General features: G+C 35.9%; 19 protein-coding genes. All 19 read right to left on the reverse strand.

The genetic code is table 11. From position 1 onward, the window contains the following. Position 1 precedes the first annotated feature (1 nt). On the reverse strand, positions 2–913 hold the full coding sequence (locus tag ACFOY7_RS00920; RefSeq protein WP_390248453.1) for an ATP-binding protein: 912 nt from the start codon (positions 911–913) through the stop codon (positions 2–4). A gap of 20 nt (positions 914–933) precedes the next feature. Then, positions 934–1,638 (reverse strand): SDR family oxidoreductase, encoded by a 705-nt coding sequence (locus ACFOY7_RS00925; protein WP_390248455.1) that lies wholly within the window; start codon positions 1,636–1,638, stop codon positions 934–936. Between the two features lie 4 nt (positions 1,639–1,642). Further along, positions 1,643–2,458 (reverse strand): 6-carboxytetrahydropterin synthase, encoded by an 816-nt coding sequence (locus ACFOY7_RS00930; protein ID WP_390248457.1) that lies wholly within the window; start codon positions 2,456–2,458, stop codon positions 1,643–1,645. A gap of 17 nt (positions 2,459–2,475) precedes the next feature. Beyond that, positions 2,476–3,051, reverse strand: a complete 576-nt coding sequence (gene folE / locus ACFOY7_RS00935; RefSeq protein WP_390248459.1) for a GTP cyclohydrolase I FolE — start codon at positions 3,049–3,051, stop codon at positions 2,476–2,478. A gap of 222 nt (positions 3,052–3,273) precedes the next feature. Further along, the gene (locus ACFOY7_RS00940; protein ID WP_390248461.1) at positions 3,274–3,528 is read right to left on the reverse strand and encodes a hypothetical protein; all 255 of its coding nucleotides are present in this window, start codon (positions 3,526–3,528) and stop codon (positions 3,274–3,276) included. Between the two features lie 4 nt (positions 3,529–3,532). Then, positions 3,533–4,345, reverse strand: a complete 813-nt coding sequence (locus ACFOY7_RS00945; protein ID WP_390248463.1) for a putative bifunctional diguanylate cyclase/phosphodiesterase — start codon at positions 4,343–4,345, stop codon at positions 3,533–3,535. Positions 4,346–4,606: 261 nt separating this feature from the next. Continuing rightward, positions 4,607–6,733: a LuxR C-terminal-related transcriptional regulator gene (locus ACFOY7_RS00950; RefSeq protein WP_390248465.1), complete on the reverse strand. Its 2,127-nt coding sequence runs from the start codon at positions 6,731–6,733 to the stop codon at positions 4,607–4,609. Further along, positions 6,718–6,972, reverse strand: coding sequence for a hypothetical protein (locus ACFOY7_RS00955; RefSeq protein ID WP_390248467.1), 255 nt, complete (start codon positions 6,970–6,972; stop codon positions 6,718–6,720). The genes ACFOY7_RS00950 and ACFOY7_RS00955 overlap by 16 nt, the downstream gene beginning before the upstream one ends. Before the next feature lie 11 nt (positions 6,973–6,983). After that, entirely contained in the window at positions 6,984–8,414 is a 1,431-nt protein-coding gene (locus tag ACFOY7_RS00960; protein WP_390248469.1) for an RAD55 family ATPase, read from the reverse strand. Positions 8,415–9,053: 639 nt separating this feature from the next. Next, a complete protein-coding gene (locus tag ACFOY7_RS00965; RefSeq protein ID WP_390248718.1) occupies positions 9,054–9,578 on the reverse strand; it encodes a YehS family protein in 525 nt (174 codons plus the stop codon). 110 nt (positions 9,579–9,688) lie between these two features. Beyond that, on the reverse strand, positions 9,689–11,074 hold the full coding sequence (rlmD, locus tag ACFOY7_RS00970) for a 23S rRNA (uracil(1939)-C(5))-methyltransferase RlmD (RefSeq protein WP_390248471.1): 1,386 nt from the start codon (positions 11,072–11,074) through the stop codon (positions 9,689–9,691). Between the two features lie 386 nt (positions 11,075–11,460). Further along, positions 11,461–12,375 (reverse strand): diacylglycerol kinase, encoded by a 915-nt coding sequence (locus ACFOY7_RS00975; protein WP_390248473.1) that lies wholly within the window; start codon positions 12,373–12,375, stop codon positions 11,461–11,463. Between the two features lie 140 nt (positions 12,376–12,515). Beyond that, positions 12,516–13,949 carry an Asp-tRNA(Asn)/Glu-tRNA(Gln) amidotransferase subunit GatB gene (gene gatB / locus ACFOY7_RS00980; RefSeq protein ID WP_390248475.1) on the reverse strand — a complete coding sequence of 478 codons (1,434 nt, stop codon included), beginning with the start codon at positions 13,947–13,949 and terminating at the stop codon, positions 12,516–12,518. Then, entirely contained in the window at positions 13,949–15,418 is a 1,470-nt protein-coding gene (gatA, locus tag ACFOY7_RS00985; protein ID WP_390248477.1) for an Asp-tRNA(Asn)/Glu-tRNA(Gln) amidotransferase subunit GatA, read from the reverse strand. The genes gatB and gatA overlap by 1 nt, the downstream gene beginning before the upstream one ends. A gap of 12 nt (positions 15,419–15,430) precedes the next feature. Continuing rightward, a complete protein-coding gene (gene gatC / locus ACFOY7_RS00990; RefSeq protein ID WP_390248479.1) occupies positions 15,431–15,721 on the reverse strand; it encodes an Asp-tRNA(Asn)/Glu-tRNA(Gln) amidotransferase subunit GatC in 291 nt (96 codons plus the stop codon). Between the two features lie 99 nt (positions 15,722–15,820). Then, positions 15,821–16,972, reverse strand: a complete 1,152-nt coding sequence (locus tag ACFOY7_RS00995) for a CamS family sex pheromone protein (protein ID WP_390248481.1) — start codon at positions 16,970–16,972, stop codon at positions 15,821–15,823. 1 nt (position 16,973) lies between these two features. Continuing rightward, positions 16,974–18,986 carry an NAD-dependent DNA ligase LigA gene (ligA, locus tag ACFOY7_RS01000; protein ID WP_390248483.1) on the reverse strand — a complete coding sequence of 671 codons (2,013 nt, stop codon included), beginning with the start codon at positions 18,984–18,986 and terminating at the stop codon, positions 16,974–16,976. 18 nt (positions 18,987–19,004) lie between these two features. Continuing rightward, on the reverse strand, positions 19,005–21,230 hold the full coding sequence (gene pcrA / locus ACFOY7_RS01005; protein WP_390248720.1) for a DNA helicase PcrA: 2,226 nt from the start codon (positions 21,228–21,230) through the stop codon (positions 19,005–19,007). Between the two features lie 24 nt (positions 21,231–21,254). After that, positions 21,255–21,938 carry a heptaprenylglyceryl phosphate synthase gene (pcrB, locus tag ACFOY7_RS01010; RefSeq protein ID WP_390248485.1) on the reverse strand — a complete coding sequence of 228 codons (684 nt, stop codon included), beginning with the start codon at positions 21,936–21,938 and terminating at the stop codon, positions 21,255–21,257. Positions 21,939–22,175 lie beyond the last annotated feature (237 nt).

Below are 22,175 nucleotides of genomic sequence, written 5' to 3' on the forward strand. Positions count from 1 at the left end.
ACTACTCCTTCCCATCTAGAATCAGGATAAGTGTCGATCCACTTGATGAAGTTTCTAATATCACTTGTTTTGCTATTTTCATCATTAAAGTAAACCCGTGTCCTAATGATTCCTTCATGGAAAACCCTGCCATTAATGTTGCTTTAGGCAGTATTTTCATAGGGAAACCGGGACCCTTATCTTTAATTACAACTCTAATGATATCTTCTTCACTAAGGATACACATTTTTCCATTTTCAGCATGTTTTAAAATATTTGTTACTGCCTCCGAAATAATTAAGTTATAACTCAAGATTTTTGAAGACTTTAATCCTATCTTAGTGAATGCCTCCTTTGCGGCATTTCTTGCTTTTGGAACATCCCCTCTTTCTTGGATAAGAACTTCTGTAAGGATTTCCCCTTGCTTATATTGTTTGACCTCACCCTGGTCAATTAATAAAAAACTGCCATTTGTTGCAGCATAAATGACATCTCTATATACTTCCCATTCCATCTTCTTAGTATCAACAGAAACTTGTTCAAAAATTGATTCGTTGTGTAATTCACTAAGAACTCTAGTAAATGTTTCACGGTATTTTCTGGATATAGGAAGATCTTTCAGTCTTTCTTCTATTACTTCGTTATTTTGGAGCCAGTTAACCCCTAATCTTGCTAGTTGAAACAATTGTCTAGCTTTTTCATCTGGAATTTTATCGATAGTTGAATTGGAAAATGAATGAAAAAATAGACTTTCCTTATTTTTATAATCCATTTCAGCTAAATCAGCCATACGGTAAACTACCCATGCGATTAAAGACCGATTATGTACCTCCTTAAATGAAGCTATTTGTGCCAACGGTGGAAGAGTTTGAGTTGGCACTTTTTTTTGTTTTTCTGGTGATATCGAAAGTATTTTTGTTAACAATCTATTCAACTCTCTTCCCCCACCTTTCCCTACAAAATACCGTCAAGAGGCATAATCGCAATTTCATCTACAACCGAGTCTCCGGGCTGATTAATTAGGAATATTATTTGTTTTGCTATTGATTGGACTGGAATCATTTTCGTACGATCAAACTGATGATCCATTCCATCCCAGAATGAACTATCTATAGCTCCGGGTAAAATGGAAGTAATTCGAACCCCTTCCCCCCTCAATTCCGTTTGTAATACCCTTGTCAGTCCTAACAGTCCAAATTTAGAAGCCGCATACCCTCCACTCCCAGCTAATGCGGTTGTACCTGCAATTGATATTAGATTTAGAATTTGCCCATTGCCCTGTTTTTTCATCTGTCTCCCAAAAAACTTGCAGGTTAAGTACGTTCCCCTTAAATTTACGTTCATCATTTGATCAAAGTCGCTTGTTTTAGATTCTAAAACAGGAGAAAAAGTGCCCAAACCTGCTGCATTAATCAATACATCAATTTTCCCGAAATGTGTGATACTTTTATTTACAAAATCAATTACTGAATCTTCATTACTTACATCTACTGTAAGTAATAAAATGTTTGGCGATTTTTTCTCACTCGTAATCATATTCCGTGAACCCAATATAAGTTTTGTACCATAATCGCTTAATAAATCAGCTGTTGCTTTACCGATTCCTCTACTTGCACCTATTATCACTACTACTTTTTCATGTAATGGTGAATGATTCATCTCCCTATTCCCCCGACCCTAAATATTCAAAATAATTTTTCTCTGTCTCCCATAAACCGATCTTATGTAAGTTTGGTATATGCGCGAAAAGATTATCATAAATAACTTTTGTAACTATTTCTGAGGTAGGATTGAGACCAGTAAAGTCATCCATATCCAAATTCATATGCTTATGATCAAATTTATTAAGAATAATGGATTCTACCACTTCGTCTAAATGAGATAGATGTACAATCATCCCGGTTACAGGATCCGGCTCTCCTTTCACAGTTACTTCCAAATAGTAATTGTGGCCATGACCATAAGGGTTATTACACTTACCAAATAGTTCTTTATTTTCTTCTTCGGATAGCTTCTCACTATGTAAACGGTGAGCAGCACTAAAGTGGTATTTTCTAGTAAGAGAAATCATCTTACCATCACCTTTCTCTGAACATAAATAAGGGTTTTCATATAATTTCAATCTGTATAATTCACAGTTTTTTAGATTTGGCTTAATTGCTTCCCATAAATAAGACACGATATTTTCCGTTGTTGGGATATAGTTTTGGAAATATGGATGTTCTTTATTGAGATATTTCCCATCTATTTCTTCTTCTATTATCTTACCGACAATCTGTTTAATATCTGTGGTATTCACAACAATTCCCGATTGCAGATTTAAATTACCTTTAACCATGACCTCTAATTTATAATTATGGCCATGACCATTTAAATTGCTGCATATGTCAAAAATTGCTTCATTCTGTTCCATAGTCCATTCATTTATGTAATAACTATGCATGGCGGAGAAGTCAATCCTGCGTGACAAGTAAAGCATATATAATCTCTCCCTTCCTACTTTGTTAAGATACTTCTCTCAAATTCTCTAACTATTGATGAGTTTTCTTTAAATATCCCTAGTTTTAAAGTTGTCACAGTTGCTGAACTAGTTTTTTTTACACCTCTTGCACACATGCATAAATGTTGACCTTCAACAGACACAATTACCCCTTTAGGATTAAGAACTCCCTCAATTGCATCAGCAATTTGCTTCGTCATTCTTTCCTGAACTTGAGGTCTTTTCGATACAATTTCCGTTAATCTTGCAAATTTGCTTAAACCTACGATTTTATCATTTGGTATATATCCAATATCTACCTTTCCAAAGAATGGGATAAGATGATGCTCACAGAATGTATAATAATCTATATCCTTTACTACGATCATACCCTCATAATTCTCAGCATCGAAAGTTGTCGTTAGAGCAGTTTTTGGGTCAACACCAATTCCAGCAAAAACCTCAATATACATATTTGCTACACGATTTGGCGTGTCCTGAAGTCCTTCACGATTGGGGTCTTCGCCAATTGCTTCTAATATTGCCCGAATATATTTTGCTACACTCGCCTTTTCTATTTCTTTGATTGTCACTTCGAAATCCTCCAGTAATTAGATTCTTTTTTATAGTAAATGACCAAATTCAACTTGTATGTAAAAACCTTTAATCGGTGATTACCTCTTTTGTGGTACCTCTAACTTATGATTGAACTCTATTAGTACTACATTTATATTAGGAATTGTTTTGTAATTTTACTACTCCCTATCCTTCCTATTTCTTTTATTACTCATATAAATAGGAAGTGTTTCCTAATACTATTTATAAAAATTTAAATACGTTATAGTTGGTTGATTGTAATAATATCCTGTTTCTCCCTGTGTTATATACACCTTTAGTATTCCATTCATTGTTAACTGAATTAAATTCTTATCTATTCCTGTGTTATCCAATCTTGTTCCACTCGCTACATCTTTAATAGGAAGGTGGTATAGTGCTTTATAATGGAAGCCTATCAGGAAATAAATTATTAAGGGATCTCCCCATTCGTACTCTTGGTCAATATTCAACATTAACTCAACCTTCCTCATATAAAAATTGATTTCTCTTAAAAGCATCCAAAGTATCATCTTTATTCATCGGTTGATAAAAATAAAAACCCTGAAACTTTTGACAAGTTTGTTCAACCAGAAATTGATACTGTATATCTGTCTCCACACCTTCCGCAATGATCTCTAAGTTTAGTAGGTCTGCTAAGTAAATAATAGTTTTAGCAATGGCAAACGTTTTTTCATCACTGAGATCTAGGCCCTTTAAAAAGCACTTATCTATTTTGATTCCATCGATTGGCAATTGTTGTAAGTATTCTAAAGAGGAGTAACCTGTTCCAAAATCATCGATAGCGATGCTCACTCCTATTCTTTTTAATCGATTTAGTTTCTCTACTATATTTTCTATTTCTAACATATTTTTACTTTCTGTGATTTCTAATTCTAGGTATTTTGAATCAAGTCCAGTTTCATGTAAAATATTTTCTATTTTACTATCGAGTGACTCATCTAGAAATTGCAATGGAGATACGTTTACGTTGATACGAGGAAGATAACCTGATTGATGCCATTGAACTAACTGTTTACAAGATTTCCGTAGTACCCATTCACCTAAAACATCTATTAGATTCATCTTTTCTGCAGTTTTGATAATGATTTCCGGTGAAATAAATTGGTACAGAGGATGATACCATCTTAACAATGACTCAATAGCAACAATTTCTTTCTTTTGATTTAAAATCGGTTGATATACAATTAATAATTGATCCATTTCAATTGCAGTTTGTAATTCTTTTGCCAAAGGAGTTTCTTGAATATTCTCGGATGCTGTTTCAATCATTTCCATATCTTTATAAATCGACATCTTCATCATCCCTTCTATGTTCTGTTCATACCATTATTTTGCTTTACTAAATGTAAAATATAAATCGCCTATTCTTCTTATAAAGATAGCATTCTTAAAAGTCAGGAATATTTTCCTATTCCCAAGCTTAGGAGGGAATTTGATAACACGACTTACTAATAGCAAATTCTAAGGAAATTTTATGCATTTAAAAAAACCTATTCTCATTAAAAGAATAGGTTTTTTTCTATTATCTATTTAGTTATTTGGTGGGGTAGAAAGCTGATAAACTTTTGCGATTGCCTGCGCACGATCTGTAACATTTAACTTTTGAAAAATATGTGTTAGATGATTTTTCACCGTATGATCGCTTATAAATAACTTTGAAGCAATTTCTTTATTACTAAACCCCTGGATTACTAATTCAAGTACTTCTTTCTCTCTTTTTGATATTTGATTATGGTGCTGAATGGCTTCTACACGATTTTCTGTCATGTTATTTGTCTTTGATGAAAGATCAATAGTCACTTCCACTACTTCTTCTATCGTAATAAAGTTAATAAAATCTTTTATTAAGCTAGCGTCAATCATTGTTAACGATTCTATCTTTCTTAAGTCTTTTTTAGAGTGGATAAAGAGCCAAATTAAGAACAAAAATTGGCTATGTTTACTATATTCAGATGCTTCCTTTTCCCCTTTATTAAACCACTTTTTAATTTGTTTAAATTCCTTGACTAAAAATGTAACAGGGTGATCGGGAAGAACTTCGTTCAAAATTTGATCATCTATTTCTTTTAAAGAGGAAGCTGCAATAATATTCTTTATCTCTTGATCTGACTCATCTTTATAAAATCCTTTAATTAATAGTTCTTCTTCTCTAAATCTTTGATCCATAGATTGGTTAAACTGTGAAGTACTAAGAGCCAATGCCTTGATGATCATATCAGCTGCATTGTTACTAGATTGATTAGCAATTAACACACCTGCTGCCATAGCTAGATGTGAGAGGAATAGCTCTGTCTCTTCCAGTCGTTTTTTTTCTTTTACTCCTATAGCTAAACAACCCATAATTTCTTCACGAAATTTAATTGGGAGTAAAAGAATCTCTCCACCAATTTCCTCATCTTCAACGATAGTTGACTCATTTGAGATACTTACATCTTTTGTAGAGAAATATCGCGCTGCTATATTTCTTCCTAAACGATTAATCTGATAATCGTTCATTCCTCTAGATACAACTGTAGCTTGCTTAGAGTCTCTTGCAGGTTTGATAATAACACAGGAAAAAGGGGTGTTCATCAGGTTAATACTTATATCAATAAGGACAAATAGAATCCTTTTTACATCATTCATGTTTGTCATCAGTTGCAGTATCTCATCAAAAGTTGTTAATTGGAGAGAGTATTGATTTACCTTTTCCTCTAATTGCTTTTGTCGTAGCTTAATTGATACAATATTTGAAAGCATTTCCCCAATTAATTGAAAATCTCCAGTGAATTTTTCAAATACCTTACTACCACCGAATAAAATTCCTATTATTTCCGACTCGCGGAAAATAGGAAAAGCAAATACAGACTTAGGATTGATCTGATTCAGGACGAAAAAAGCGACTCTTGGGTCACTTGAAACCTCCTCCCAGATTTTCCCTTCACCCGTCGCGACTACTTTCCCGAGTAAACCTTCACCAGTATAAAATTCTTTATCTAATAAGGAAAATTCTGCAGCCCCAATAAAGTTGGTAATTGAGAAGTAATCTGTTTTCTTTTTCTCTGCTATTCCTATAAAATCAATTTCGTTCATATTTGTTTGAATATAATTCAAAATAGAAGTCAATGTTGATTCCTTAGAATTAAAGTCACTTAGAATGTTCCTAAACAGTAAGGCCCTTGATTTATTATCCTTCGTTAACAAAGCCGTAAAATGCTGGCTGACAAAATTACACATTGCTTCAATTTTCTCCAGCAGGTCCTGCTTTTCTTCACTTGTAACCTCTACAAGTTCTTCAATTATCGGTTGGAATACTTCCTCGTAATTAGGAGCCTTTTCATAATATTGATGTATAAACGTTTTAGCATCTCTATCTACGATACAGCTAGTCCATACGAAGTATTTTTTGTCTCCTGGTATTACTATCGGAGCTAATATTCCTTTGATCCCAGGTTCAAAATCGTAAATGATGGGAGTGGAAATACTTTTAAATTCGTCAATCAACTCTTTTCTTCTCTTAACAATATCTTCATGTTCTAATAAATAATCAACTAGCTTGTCTCTGCCAGAATATTCTGTAATCGTTTCGCCTTCTTGATCAGTTATAACGATAACAAGATTTATTAATTTTGAGTAAGCATCCTGTATTGACTGAATATGATTTAAACTTTTTCCCATGTTAAATCAGCCTCACTTATGAAGTTTGGTTGCTTATAATGGTAGATTGCAAAGTCTCCCTCACCTATGATCTCTAAAATGTTTAGTGAAACCAGTTGCTGTAATATTGTAACTAGATCAGAGGGATTTCTTCCTAAACGCATCGAAAGCCCATTAACTGTCTCATAAGCATAAGGATTATTTTCAAAATACAACGTACATTCCAATCGTAAAGGGAGCATATATTGAGGATTATCCATCAAGTTTCCTCCTATACAAGCCGTATATACGGCTTTTCATCAATTTTCTCAACAAGCAGGGGTTCAGATATTCTTCCATTTGCAGTCTTTGTCACTTGCAAATACTGATAATTACCATCAACCCATGTCCGAATGACACCATTACTAGACCTTTCAATAAAACTAGATACTTCATCTCCGAGTTCTTTAAAATTAGTTAACGCCAACATGGTCATTCCAATGGAACTTACTTTTGCTACTTCTTCTCCAAAATACTTTTTGACAAAATCAGTACCTCGTTGGGAGATGATTGTATTTAAATCATAATAAGCAAACCATTTTTCGCCTTCTTCAATATCCTGTGCAATAACAGAGAAAATTTCCTCCTCCAAGACTTGTCTGTATCGTCGATTATCCATATCTGCAACGTTTATTATTGCCTTTTTATACTTTTCAGGCACTTGGCGATTATAATGTTCGATAAACATGATTCTTCCTTCTATAACAATTTCCTCTAGATTAATATCATATTGTTCGAGCGTTATTTCAAGCTCTGAAATAGTCGTTAAGCTCGACAGGAATATAAGTAACTTTTCTCCTGCCAGTATTCGCTCTGCTTGTATCGTAGCAATTAAATACCTGTAATTTGATTTACTATTCGTATCAATTGTGTAAGAAGATCCAATGTGTATACCACCACCAATGATTTGGTCAATTTTCGGTATGCCAATCGGAACAACATAATCAGGTGTTGTGGCAAATTCATCCTCTACCATTGATAGTGCAGGTATGAGATGAATTCCGTGATCAGATATTCGATAAAGATGTTCTCCTTCTTGAATTTTACTGCCTCTCATTTTTGTTACTTCAAGTATCCGTTTCCGATAATTATTAAATTGCGGTTTTAAATCTAAACTGATAACACCGTCTACTAGATAATTTATGAAAGAAACATTTTCTTCTTCTATTTGAGTAAACTCTTTTAGCAGCAAAGAAGTTAAAGAGAATTTTCGTAACGTGTTTCTTAATGAATAAATGACTTTACGCTGAGTTTCTACATTCGAATAATAATATTGGAAAAGGCTTATGCTATCAATAACAACTCTTTTGCAATCCATATCTTTAACCATCTGGTCAAATATCCCTTCAGGTTTATGGATTTGGTCCATTAAAATTTCTGGAGTTAACGTCACAACACGTATTTTATTTTCCAATTCTAACTTTCTAATATCCCAGCCGAATTGCTTCATATCTTCATGAATCTGATCCGGAAACTCCTCAAATGTTATATATATACCGGCTTCTCCGTATTTTACCGCTCCATAATAGAGAAACTGCATACCTAAAATAGTTTTACCAGTTCCAGGTAACCCCTCCAGCAGGACAGTATTCCCTCTAGGAATTCCTCCATACAAAACTTTATCCAGTCCTTCTGTACCAGTTTTAACGAGAATCTTCTCCATTGGCCCTCCTCCTATGTATGTTACTTCTTTTAGGTGACACTGAAACTAAAACCTCTTATTCTTCTAAGTTCTAGGACACTTGGTCCTGTGATTTTAGATAAGAAAGGGCAACCCTTTTAATAGAATTGTACATTTTTTACCGTTTGATTGGTGTGCAGAATTATTTGATCCCCTAATTTTCATTAGACTCTAATAATATAAGTCCATACCTTTCAATCATATGGTCATTCTTATATTATAGCATCTTTCAACTAATTTATATTTAAAAATATCACACTAATAGTAATGAATTTTTATAGTAAACTTTTCCTATAATAAAATTCCGCCATATACCATATTCTTCATAGGTGACCTTATTAAAACTCTCAGGAATATTTATTGTAATTAAGGTGACTTATTCATATTTAAACAGAGGGAAATTAGCTGTTCATAAACTTATCTAACGTTAATGGTCACCACACCTGATAAACCATTAACAAATAAACTAAAAATAATAGAAGAAGCAGGTGGATCTCCGTTGATACCTGCTTCTTCTTAACAATTTTCTATAATAATACATCACAGTGTGTTGAATGCGATAGTTCAATCTTTTATGGAGCGATAGATGTATACAGCTGACAACATATATTTTCTCCGCTTTTATCCCCTATACCTGACAGCCAGTCCCTTCAAAAAGTTCCGAGCATATTTATCTCCACACTCTTTGAAATTCTTATGATCTTTTTTCCTTAACAGTGCACTTAATTCACTCTTTGTAATAGCGACACCGACTTCTTCTAATATTGCTACAATATCTTCACTAGTTAATTTTAACGCTATTTTCAATTTCTTAATAAGAATATTATTCACTGGTTCATCAGAAAGTGGCGGTCTTTCGGGTTGTCCCGGTTTTGGTTCTTGTTTTCCTCTTTTCAGAATAATAAGTCCGTTCAAAAATAATTCTAACTGTCTATTATTGACATGAATGATTTCTTCGCTATCAGCTGGATTAAAATCTTTGTCAGCCTCATAGTCAGATACGTCTGTCGGCTTTGTGAGCATTTTCTGTACTTCATCTTTTGTTACTTCTAAACCACCAAGTTCAAAAACCTTTACCATCTCTTTATCTTTAATATCCAGTGCGTACCTTAATCTTATTAATATATCGTTATTGAGCATTAATATACCTCCCTTTTCAGGGATAGAAGGACAAGTTTTCTATCACCGTTGAAAAATTTTTTATGCTATACATCCTACTTTACTAACAAGATCCTTCTGCACCTGTTTCGCATATTTTATTTTGATTCTTTCAGTTGAATTCGAGCAACTGCTTCCACGTGTGTCGTTTGAGGAAACATATCAACAGGCTGCACTTCATTCGTCTCATAACCACCATCTTCTAATATTCGCAAATCCCTAGACAATGTCGATGGATTACATGAAACATAGACAATCCGTTTGGGCTTCATTTCTATCATTGCTTGTAAAAAGCTTTCCTCACAACCTTTTCTCGGTGGGTCTACAACAATCACATCTGGTCTTAGCCCTTGTGCTTTCCACCATGGCATGACTTTTTCTGCTTCTCCAACAAAGAACTCTGCGTTATCAATTCCATTTAACTTAGCGTTCGCCTTTGCATCCGATATTGCTTCAGGTACAACCTCTACACCGTAAACTTTTTTCGCTTTTTGAGCTAAAAATAATGAAATTGTCCCAATTCCGCAATAAGCATCAATCACTGTTTCTTCTCCTGTTAAGGAAGCGTACTCCAATGCTTTATCATACAATTGCTTGGTTTGGAGTGGATTTACTTGATAAAATGATTTTGCCGAAATCGCAAAACGGATATCGCCAATTTTATCATAAATGTATTCGTCACCCCATAATAATTTCGATTTTTTCCCTAAGATAACATTCGTACGTTCGGGATTAACATTTTGTACAATAGACTTCACTTCAGGGTAGGTCTTCGTTATCTCATCAACGAGCCTATTCAATTCCGGCACTTTCTCTTTCCTTGTTATAATAACGATCATTGTCTCTTTCGTTACCTGGCCAGTACGAACCATGATATGACGTAAAATACCTTGATGGCTGGACTCATCATATGCAGATATTCCAAGACGGTTTGCTATTTCTCTAACGGCCCCTACCAACCGATCATTAATTTCCCCTGTAATAATGCAACGTTCCATATCATCGATAATGTCATGGCTTCTCTTACGATAAAAACCTGTAATTAATTCTCCATCCTTTGAACGAACTGGAATTTGCACTTTATTCCGATAACGCCAAGGATCATCCATACCAATTGTTTCATGGACTGGAATCCCTTCAATGTGGCCAATCTTTTTTAAAGCATTCTTTACTTGATTCTGTTTCATCTCTAACTGCATTTTATAACTCATATGCTGCAGCTGACAGCCACCGCATTTGTAATAAACATTACATGGCGGGGTAACGCGTTCTTCACTTTCGTGCAACGTTTCCATTAATTTTCCGAAACCGAAGTTTTTCTTCACATTAATTACTTTTACTTTAGCTTTTTCGCCCGGAAGACCGTATGGTACAAAAAGTGGATATCCATTTATTTTTCCTACTCCTGCCCCTTCATGGGTAATGTCTTCAAACGTAAGTTCAATCATATCATTCTTCTTTACTGGTGGCGCAGTTTTTGCCATAATATCAACGTCCTTCTTATTATGTTCTGTTTTTAATCTATGTTAATCGACATTTCTTATTATCATATGCTGTCCAAATTTTATCATAGTGTATGATAATTGGGAAATTACATGTCTAAATAAATCATTTCCTGGGAAATAATGAATTATTTCTGCTTTTAACTGCATCAAAAAACCGTAATATCCTTACACCCGCCTGGAGTTTAAAGTAACTGCCTTTAGGAAAAACCGCTTTCGATTTATAACCATATCTTTATATTTCCTCTCAAGAGTTTGACGATGACAGATTTAAAGGTATAAACATAGAAAGGAAGAGATTTTCCAGGATTCCAGGAACAACAAAAATCCCCAACTCCGAATATGCTGGGGAAATAATATTTAGTAAGTTATTCTAATTCATCCTGTCGTTCACAAAATTCCTTAGAAACAAAAAACTCTATATGTTTATACAAATTAACAAATTCAGCTGGCAACAAGCCACCATATTCTCCATCAAGATTTAATTGCATCTTATCTTCTGTATGAACCTTAATGCGATTTGCTTTCGTATAGAAAACATTTTTATCCTCCAAATGGGCTCCTCTAGTCGCTAATGAAGCAATCCGAATGAATTCCGCAAGGTTTGTTTTCTTTAAGATAACCAAGTCAAATAAGCCATCGTTCATTTTCGCTTCTGGTGCAATTTTCTCAAAACCACCAACAGAATTTGTATTTGAGACGAGAAATAGCATAATTTCTTCCTCAAAAAGTTTCCCATCATATTCAATCATTACTTTTGTCGGTTTTAAGGATGGCAGCATTTCGATCCCTTTTAAGTAATAGGCAAGTTGACCAATCATTGTTTTTAATTTACTAGGAACCTCATAAGTAAGCTCTGTTAATTTCCCACCACCAGCTATATTCATAAAATAATGATCATTAACTTTGCCTATATCTAATGAACGAACATTATGCTCCAAAATGATATTAACTGCCTTATTAATCTCACGGGGAATACCTAAAGCTCTGGCAAAATCATTTGTTGTACCACCAGGGATAATACCTAGTTTTGGACGATATTTCTGTTCCGCAATACCATGAATCACTTCATTTATCGTTCCATCACCACCTGCTGCAACAACGATATCGAATTTTCTCTCAACAGCTATTTTCGCTGCTTTAGTTGCATCACCCTCACAAGTGGTAGCATGAGCAGAAGTTTCATAACCAGCCTCTTCAAAACGCCTCAAAACATCAGCCAATTCTTTTTTAAAGCCTTCACGTCCTGAAGTTGGGTTATAAATAATTCGAGCTCTTCTCATTGTCATTCTCCTCTTGTTTATCATTCTATCTTACATCATAATCGTTTTGGAGATTTTTGCAAATAAAAACTTTTTTATTCATAAATGTTGCCACACAAATAGAAAGTGGCTACGCAGTTACTGCGTAGCCCCCATTCAATTTATCGTTTTTCAATTTCTTCTAATATAATTTTGTTAACCATTGGTGGGTTAGCTTGTCCTTTGGTTGCTTTCATTGTTTGACCAACTAAGAAACCAAGTGCTTTATCCTTACCGTTCTTATAGTCAATAATAGATTGTTCATTGGCATCAAGGATACCGCTAATGATTTCACGAAGTTGACCTTCATCGGAGATCTGGACTAATCCTTTTTCTTTTACAATTTTTTCTGGGTCTCCACCATTTTCAACAAGCTCTGCGAATACTTTCTTCGCCATTTTTGATGATATAGTTCCGTCAGCAATTAATTTGATCATTTTTGCTAAACCGTCTGGTGTCATCTTCAAGTCATTGATTTCAACTTGTTGTTTATTCATATAGGCAGAAACTTCACCCATTAACCAGTTAGAAGCTTGTTTCGCATCAGCTCCAGCCGCAATTGTTGCTTCAAAGAAATCTGACATTTCTTTCGTGCTAGTTAATACGCCTGCATCATATGCTGGAAGATCTAAATCTTTTACATAGCGTGCAAGACGGGCGTCTGGCAATTCCGGAATCTCTGCACGAATTCTTTCTTTCCATGCATCATCAATGTACAATGGTACTAAGTCTGGTTCAGGGAAGTAACGATAATCATCTGAACCTTCTTTAACACGCATTAAGATAGTTTCTTTCGTTTTCTCATCATAACGACGTGTTTCCTGCAGGATTTCTCCACCATTTAATAAAACTTCACGTTGACGTTTCTCCTCAAACTCTAAACCTTTTTGCACAAAAGAGAAGGAATTCAGGTTTTTCAATTCTGTTTTTGTACCGAATTCTTCTTGACCAATCGGACGAATGGAAATGTTTGCATCACAACGTAGTGATCCTTCTTCCATCTTACAATCAGAAACACCTGTATATTGAATAATATTCTTCAATTTCTCAAGATAAGCATATGCTTCTTCCGGTGTACGGATATCCGGCTCTGATACAATTTCCACAAGCGGTGTGCCCTGGCGATTGTAATCCACTAAGGAATATCCATCATCATTGTGAGTCAGCTTACCTGCATCTTCTTCTAAATGAAGGCGAGTGATACCAATACGCTTTGTCTCACCGTTTACTTCAATATCAATATAACCATTCTCTCCTATCGGCTGATCGAATTGAGAAATTTGATATGCTTTTGGATTATCTGGATAGAAGTAGTTTTTACGATCGAATTTCGTATTTGTTGCGATCTCACAATTGATTGCCATTGCTGCTTTCATTGCAAAATTAACTGCTTCCTCGTTAAGAACAGGTAAGACACCTGGATAGCCTAAATCAATTGGGTTTACATTAGAGTTTGGTTCAGAACCGAAAGCGTTTGGTGCAGGACTGAAGATTTTTGAATTTGTCTTTAACTCCACGTGCACCTCAAGACCGATAACTGTTTCGAAGTTTGACATTACATGTCACCCCCTAGATTAGGACGTTTTTTATGATAGTCTGTTGCTTGCTCAAATGCATATGCAGTGCGGTATACAGTAGACTCATCAAAGTGTTTCCCGATAATTTGCAAACCAATTGGAAGACCTTCACTAGAGAATCCGCATGGGACAGATATACCAGGCACACCTGCAAGGTTTACCGGAATTGTTAAAATATCATCAACATACATTGTTAATGGATCATCAATTTTTTCACCTAGTTTGTATGCAGTAGTTGGTGATGTTGGACCAACAACGACATCATAATCTTCAAAGATTTTTTCAAAGTCATTTTTAATTAATGTACGGACTTTTTGAGCTTTCTTGTAGTAGGCGTCGTAGTATCCGGAGCTTAATGCAAAAGTACCAAGCATGATACGACGTTTTACTTCATCTCCAAAACCTTCTGCACGAGAATGTTTGAACATGTCTAGCATGTCCACACGTTTTTCTGTACGCACACCATAACGTACCCCATCAAATCTTGCTAAGTTGGCACTTGCTTCAGATGAGGAAAGTAAGTAATATGCTGCAACAGCATATTTAGAGTGTGGCAGGGAAACTTCTTCCCATGTTGCACCTAATTCTTCATATTTCTTCAATGCTCGAAGAACAGCTTCTTTTACTTCCGGGTCTACCCCTTCAGCTAAGTATTCCTTCGGTACTGCAATACGTAAACCTTTCACATCCTGATTAAATGCGTCACTATAGTTAGGGATTTCTACATTCGCAGAAGTAGAATCCATTTTGTCATGTCCGACAATAGCTTGCAGTAAGTGAGCATTATCTTCTACTGTTCTTGTAACTGGACCAATTTGATCAAGTGATGATGCAAATGCTACTAAACCAAAACGAGAGACAAGGCCATATGTTGGTTTTAATCCAACCACTCCACAGAAAGATGCAGGCTGACGGATTGACCCGCCTGTATCAGAACCTAATGAGAAGAATACTTCTCCTGCAGCAACAGCAGCTGCAGAACCACCACTCGAACCACCAGGTACATACTCTGTATTCCACGGGTTGCGTGTCTCTTTGTATCCAGAGTTCTCATTAGTTGAACCCATTGCGAACTCATCCATGTTCAATTTCCCAATTGTTATTGTTTTTTCCGCTTTTAACTTCTCAATAACTGTCGCATCATATAAAGGATCATTTAAATTATCAAGGATTTGACTTGCACAAGTTGTACGCAAACCCTTTGTTACGATATTATCTTTAATTCCAATTGGAGCACCATATAAAATGGATGTATCTGAACCTAGTTGTTCATCGAGTTCTTTTGCTTGTTTTTTAGCTTCTTCTTCATTTAATGTTAGAAATGCTTGTACTTCATTATCTACCTCGTTAATGCGGGCATAAGAGGCTTCGACAAGATCACTAACAGTTATTTCTTTATTATGTAGCTTTTCTTGTAATTCTTTCAATGTATAATCGAAAAGTGACACGGTCATTCCTCCTTATTCAAGAATTGACGGCACTCGGAATTGTCCGTCTTTTTGATCTGGTGCATTTTTCAATGCATCTTCTTTGGTAATCCATTCTCTTGGTTCATCTCTACGCATCACATTTTTTAGATCTAATACGTGTGTTGTTGGTTTAACATTCTCTGTATCTAATTCATTTAAAAGTTCTGCATAATTGATGATGTCACCAAGTTGTTTTGCCATTTTTTCTACTTCTTCATCTGTTAGTGCGAGACGTGCTAAATTCGCTACATGTTTTACTTGTTCTTTTGAGATATCTGCCATTCCTTGTCACCTCCAAAAATTTTCACTATATGCGGTAAGTAAAATCCATAACGTTTATTTTATCATTATTTATCGTTTTTTTGAAATAGATTTTGTATCTTAATGATAAATATGGACAAATCCTTCTTCCTCTCCAGCATCCCTGACAATTAAAGCTTCCACTTTATCACCTGAAGTAATATTAATTTCCAATTTATAGTTATTAGGAAAAGCAGCTACAACAAGCCCATATACATACTGGGTAAACCCAATTAACTCTGCTTTGCCGTAAAATGCAACAGGAATATCAATCTCTAAGTTATATAATTGTCCTTCACGAAAGAAGCCTTTTCCTATTACACTAACATAATTCGGGAAATAGGATGAAATATCTGCTTCAAAGTCGACGATTGTTGCCCATGTTTCCGGATAATTATTCTCACCTTTTGAAGATGTGAATAACACATATTCTTCATCAATCTTTTGCCAATCACCTACTGAAGAACTATCTCCCGCTATATTAGTTTTAGCGACAAAGCTCCCTGGGACCAGTGAACTTTGTGATGCTTCTCGATATACGGCTAACATGATGGGAACATCTTCCAACCCTTCTGTTTCACGTATCCTCTGGACAATCTCTCCAGCTAACTCATTCGCTTCTTTCATCATTTCATCCTCTGGAATCTCCTCATAATAATAAGGGCCACCGATCTCTGTTTGAAAACGATAAACTGATTTCATCGCAATTCCTATTGAAATCCCTGAAAGTTCCATGACCTCACCATCTGACTTAGTCAGGTAATTTTGTTCTAGAATGTGAGATAAATATTTAGGGTTTTCTTTTTCATTTTCCACGGGATCGCCTGATTCATTTATTTCAGGATTTAATCCAAGAGGGTCAGAATCTTCGTCATATCGCTCAAGCCAGCTATATAGAATGTCCTTCGTCAAATACTGTCCTTCCTGGAAATAGTAAGTCTCGGGATTATAAACATCTGTCGAATGTCTACGTAATCCTTCCTCCAACTCATCAATATCCACTCGGTTTGCAATTTGGTTTGTAATAACACCTCTTGCCTGACTCAGATTCGAATCAATCAGGACACGATAACTTTCTTCTGATAAGTTATACTTTGGTATGATCGCAGTTTCTTGTTGGGCTTCATCCTGTGTCTCATCGATAACCGTCTCTTCTGGTGATTGCCCAAACTGCGGTGCACAAGCTGTTAACAACAAGATCAATACTAGCAGACCGTAACGTACTTGCTTCATCTTACTCTTCCCCCTCTAACACAGTCTGCAATTTTTCCTCATCCCACACTTCTACTTCTAGCTTTTTCGCTTTATCTAGCTTCGACCCAGCATCTTCCCCTGCAATAAGAAGATCAGTATTTTTGCTGACACTCCCTGTCACTTTCCCTCCAAGTGCTTCGATTTTTTGTTTTGCATCCTGTCTTGTGTAAATAGATAGTTTGCCTGTTAGAACGATCGTTTTCCCGTTAAAAACAGTATCCTCAGGTATGTCAGACACTCTTGGACCATTATAGGTGAAATTTAAGCCTAATTCCCGTAACTCATCCAGCAACAGCTTTACTTTATCTTCATTAAAGTAACGAACAATGGAATCAGCCATTTTGTCACCAATTTCGTCGATTGCAATAAGTTGATCAAAAGTTGCTGTTTGTAATTTATCCATTGTTCCAAAATGCGCTGCTAATGTTTTTGCTGCTTTGGAACCAACATATCGGATACCGAGTCCAAATAATAACCGTTCCAGCGAATTTTGTTTGGAACTTTCAATTGCCTCTAATAAATTTTTTACAGACTTTTCGCCCATGCGCTCTAATTTTAACAGTTCTTCTTTTCGCAATCGGTACAAGTCAGCGATTGTATTAATCAAACCTTCTCGGAATAATTGCTCAATTACCTTTTCGCCAAGACCATCAATATTCATAGCAAGCCTTGACACAAAGTGAATTAACCCTTCCTTAAGCTGTGCTGGACAATTAGGATTAATACACCTTAAAGCAACTTCCTCATCTAAACGGACAAGTTCACTTCCACATGATGGGCAATTTGTTGGCATAGCGAAAGGCACTGCTGTTTCTTCCCGCATATCTTCTACAACACGAACCACTTCCGGGATAATATCACCAGCTTTTTTAATGACAACAGTGTCTGATATACGAATATCTTTTTCTTTAATTAAGTCTTCATTATGCAGTGATGCTCTTTGAACAGTTGTTCCTGCTACTTTGATTGGCTCTAAGATAGCCGTTGGTGTGACAACCCCTGTTCTTCCGACACTTAATTCAATATCGACTAATTTCGTCACAGCTTCTTCTGCCGGGAATTTATAAGCAATCGCCCAACGGGGACTTTTGGCGGTATACCCTAGTTGTTCTTGTGCTTCTAGATTATCGACTTTAACAACAATACCATCAATATCATAGCTCAAGGAAGCTCTATTCTCGCTCCACTTATTTACATATTCGATTACTGCATCAATCCCTTGGCATTTTCTCCACTCTGGATTTGTTTTGAAACCAAGTGTTTGTAAATAGGTTAACCTTTCACTATGTGTTGTCAGTTCACCTGATTCCCACTCTCCGACAGCATACAGGAAAATACTCAAGTTCCTTTTAGCAGCAATCTTAGGATCCAACTGCCTCAATGACCCTGCAGCTGCATTTCTCGGGTTAGCAAAAGGCTCCTCTTCGTTCTTCTCTCTCTCTTCATTTAATGCTAAAAAGGAACTTTGCGGCATATAAGCTTCTCCACGGACTTCAATCGGGCTAGTATCATTAATTTTCAACGGGATACTGCGAATTGTTTTTAAGTTGCTCGTAATATCTTCACCCGTCGTTCCATCACCACGTGTTGCGCCTTGAACAAAATAACCATCTTCATAACGAAGAGAAATTGCTAATCCGTCAATTTTCAGTTCGCAGACATATACCACTTCATCGATATCTAAACTTTCCCGTACACGTCTATCAAAATCCCGCAAATCCGACTCATTAAATGCATTGCCGAGACTTAACATTGGTACACGATGAGTGACCTTCTCAAAATTATCCAACGGCGTACCTCCGACTCTTTGCGAAGGGGAATCAGCAGTAATGAGCTCAGGAAAAGCTTCTTCTATCCGTCTTAATTCTTGCATTTTTTGATCATATTCTGCATCAGGTACACTAGGTTTATCTAGTACATGATATTCATAGTTATATCGATTTAAAATTTCCCGTAAACTTTCGAGTTTCTGTCTTGCTTCTTGTTCATTCATCAATGCCAGCCTCCTTCCTTATGCTTTAGTGATAGGAGCAAATTTCGCTAATAGTCGCTTAATACCAGTAGGTGCAGGAAACGCAATATCTAATTCCATTGCTTCTCCCTCTCCACTTACTTTGACAACAGTACCTTGTCCCCATTTATTATGATTTGCTTTGTCGCCAACATTCCAAACTTCTTTCTCACCGCCAGTTGTTTTCTGTTGTACGACTGTACGTTTTGGTTTGCGTTTTGGCTGCCCAAAAGGTAGATCCTGCTCATGAATATCTACTTTTGTCCGGTTAAAGAGAGACTGTTCAACTTCTTCTTTCCCTTCTATTAATTCTGGAGGAATTTCGTTAATAAAACGACTAACAGGGTTCATATTCGTTCGACCAAATAATGTCCGCATTTTTGCATGGGAAACGTGCAAGAGCTCTTCAGCTCTTGTAATCCCAACATATGCCAGACGACGTTCCTCCTGCATCTCTTCCTCGTCCATCATCGATCGACTATGAGGAAAAACGTTCTCCTCCATACCAATTAGGAATACAACAGGAAATTCAAGCCCTTTGGCAGCATGTAATGTCATCATTGTTACTTTATCGTCAGCCTGCGGATCCTCATCCATTCGGTCAATATCAGAAATTAATGCTAAATCTGTTAAGAAATTAACTAATGTTTTATCCTCTGTTGTTTCTTCAAAATGCTTTGTAACAGTTTTGAATTCTTCAATATTCTCCAGTCGCGTTTGTGCTTCGATGCTGCGCTCATTAATAAGCATTTCTTCATAACCTGTCTTTTCAATCACTTGTTCCACCATGTCAGTTGCAGTTAAAAACTCTTGTTGTTTCTCCCAATTTTGAATCATCTGTCCGAAATCCATTAATGCCTTTGCTGCTTTTGCACTGACACCTACAAAATCAACTTCCTGAACTGCAGTATACAAAGAAATATCGTTAGCTGCCGCATATGCTGTTAATTTATCTAATGAAGTCTTTCCTATTCCTCGTTTCGGCTCATTGACAACTCGGGCAAAACTAATATCATCTTCCGGGTTAACAATTAAACGTAAATAGGCGAGCAGGTCTTTAATCTCTTTACGATCATAGAACTTTGTCCCACCAACCATTTGATAAGGAATATTGGATTTCATAAAAGTTTCTTCTATTGCACGTGATTGAGCATTCGTACGGTATAATATCGCAATATCACGATGTTTGTATTTGTCCTCTCTCACTAATTTCGAAATACGATCAGCTACAAACAAACCCTCTTCTCGTTCTGTATCTGCTTGATAATAATGAATTTTATTCCCTTCTTTGTTTTCGGTCCACAAGTTTTTCGGCTTTCTCCCCGAATTATTACCAATCACTTTATTCGCAGCGTCTAAGATTGATTTCGTTGAGCGATAGTTTTGCTCAAGGAAAACCACACGAGCATTTGGATAATCTTTTTCAAATGATAGAATATTAGTAATATCTGCACCACGCCATGCATAGATTGACTGATCGGAATCACCAACAACACAAAGGTTTTGAAATCTTGATGCCAGTTGTTTAACTAAAGAGTATTGTGCATGGTTTGTATCTTGATACTCATCAACATGTATATATTGAAAACGCCTTTGATAATATTCCAATACTTCTGGTACACGTTGAAATAAATGAATTGTCTGCATAATCAAATCATCAAAGTCAAGTGCCTGATTTTTACGAAGACGTTTCTGGTATTCTGTATAAACTTCTGAAACTTGTCTGCTATAAAAGTCTCCTACTGTTTCGGCAAATTTCTCTGGTGTTGTTAACTCATTTTTTGCACTGCTAATTGCGCCCAAGAAAGCACGGGGTTCAAATTTCTTCGGATCAAGGTTCTTCTCCTTCACAATATTTTTAATAACTGTTAATTGGTCACCACTGTCCAGTATCGTAAAATTACGGCTATAACCAATTCGGTCGATATCTCTTCTTAAAATACGGACACACATCGAGTGAAAGGTTGATACCCACATATCATTACCAGATGGTCCAACCAGATTCGAAATTCGATCCTTCATTTCTCGTGCTGCTTTATTGGTAAAAGTGATAGCCAATATGCTTCTAGGCGATACTTCCTTTTCATCTAGCAAATAAGCAATTCGGTGTGTTAAAACACGCGTTTTACCACTACCTGCCCCTGCCATAATCAGCAGTGGCCCTTCTGTATGTCTAACAGCTTCTTGCTGTTCACTGTTTAATCCTTTTAGTAAGTCATGCATCATCGGACTCAATGTAACACCACCTTATTATTTCTTTACTGCTTTCACTGTTTTTAGTGCTTCTTTCGGGTTTTCATAAATAGCATTTCCCACAACAATAATATCCGCATATTCGCTCATTTCTTCAGCTTGTTGTTTATTGCTGATGCCGCCGCCATATATTAGTTTCGTTTGTTTCAGCTCATTCTTCATCTGTTTGACTACTTTCGGATCACCAAATTTCCCACTATATTCTACATAAAAAAATGGTAAGCGGAATAAATGCTCAGCCATTCTAGCATAGGCAATTGCTTCATCCTCTGTTGGCAGTTTGCAGTCAGCAAGTTCGTACACTTTGGATTCTGGATTCATAATACAGTAGCCTTCCGCAAACATTTCCTCCCAGTTAATTACATCACCATATTCAACAATTGCTTCATGTTGAATATCCATCAGCCATTTCTTATGATTACTATTTAAAACCACTGGTACGAAATAATAATCGAACCCTGGCGTCACTGATTCTATGTTTGAGATTTCCAATATAACAGGAACGGTATATCTCCTGATATAGCTTAGTAATTGTAATACACCATCCAATGTTACATTATCTGTCCCGCCAACAATAATTGCATCTGTTCCCGATTCGCAAATCTGATCAAGGATATCATCCGGCAGATCTTTTGCAGGGTCTAATTTAAATACATGTTTCCATTCTTCCATATTATACACAATCTTAATCCTCCAATAATGACGATTCTCTATCCATTGTTTCATTATAGCAAAAATCTGAGTGAATACAGAATGATAACAAATCATTTTTATAATAACAAATACAGGAACGTATATTCGCTTTTATTCTAACATAAATGATGTGCAGCGTCTTTTGTTTCTCATTTTTTAAAAATTCCATTTAATATGATGACGAAGGTTTACTGAAAATCAAACAATCTAATTAATTTTTGAGGC

The organism is Gracilibacillus xinjiangensis (assembly GCF_042651765.1).
Classification (GTDB): domain Bacteria; phylum Bacillota; class Bacilli; order Bacillales; family Amphibacillaceae; genus Gracilibacillus; species Gracilibacillus xinjiangensis.

Bases quoted from the DNA above. Each gene is read 5' to 3' on its own strand.
- ACFOY7_RS00925 (WP_390248455.1), bottom strand. From the start codon at position 1,638: ATGAATCATTCACCATTACATGAAAAAGTAGTAGTGATAATAGGTGCA.
- ACFOY7_RS00930 (WP_390248457.1), bottom strand. From the start codon at position 2,458: ATGCTTTACTTGTCACGCAGGATTGACTTCTCCGCCATGCATAGTTAT.
- ACFOY7_RS00940 (WP_390248461.1), bottom strand. From the start codon at position 3,528: ATGTTGAATATTGACCAAGAGTACGAATGGGGAGATCCCTTAATAATT.
- ACFOY7_RS00945 (WP_390248463.1), bottom strand. From the start codon at position 4,345: ATGATTGAAACAGCATCCGAGAATATTCAAGAAACTCCTTTGGCAAAA.
- ACFOY7_RS00950 (WP_390248465.1), bottom strand. From the start codon at position 6,733: ATGGGAAAAAGTTTAAATCATATTCAGTCAATACAGGATGCTTACTCA.
- ACFOY7_RS00955 (WP_390248467.1), bottom strand. From the start codon at position 6,972: ATGGATAATCCTCAATATATGCTCCCTTTACGATTGGAATGTACGTTG.
- ACFOY7_RS00960 (WP_390248469.1), bottom strand. From the start codon at position 8,414: ATGGAGAAGATTCTCGTTAAAACTGGTACAGAAGGACTGGATAAAGTT.
- rlmD (WP_390248471.1), bottom strand. From the start codon at position 11,074: ATGGCAAAAACTGCGCCACCAGTAAAGAAGAATGATATGATTGAACTT.
- ACFOY7_RS00975 (WP_390248473.1), bottom strand. From the start codon at position 12,375: ATGAGAAGAGCTCGAATTATTTATAACCCAACTTCAGGACGTGAAGGC.
- gatB (WP_390248475.1), bottom strand. From the start codon at position 13,949: ATGTCAAACTTCGAAACAGTTATCGGTCTTGAGGTGCACGTGGAGTTA.
- gatC (WP_390248479.1), bottom strand. From the start codon at position 15,721: ATGGCAGATATCTCAAAAGAACAAGTAAAACATGTAGCGAATTTAGCA.
- ACFOY7_RS00995 (WP_390248481.1), bottom strand. From the start codon at position 16,972: ATGAAGCAAGTACGTTACGGTCTGCTAGTATTGATCTTGTTGTTAACA.
- ligA (WP_390248483.1), bottom strand. From the start codon at position 18,986: ATGAATGAACAAGAAGCAAGACAGAAACTCGAAAGTTTACGGGAAATT.
- pcrA (WP_390248720.1), bottom strand. From the start codon at position 21,230: ATGATGCATGACTTACTAAAAGGATTAAACAGTGAACAGCAAGAAGCT.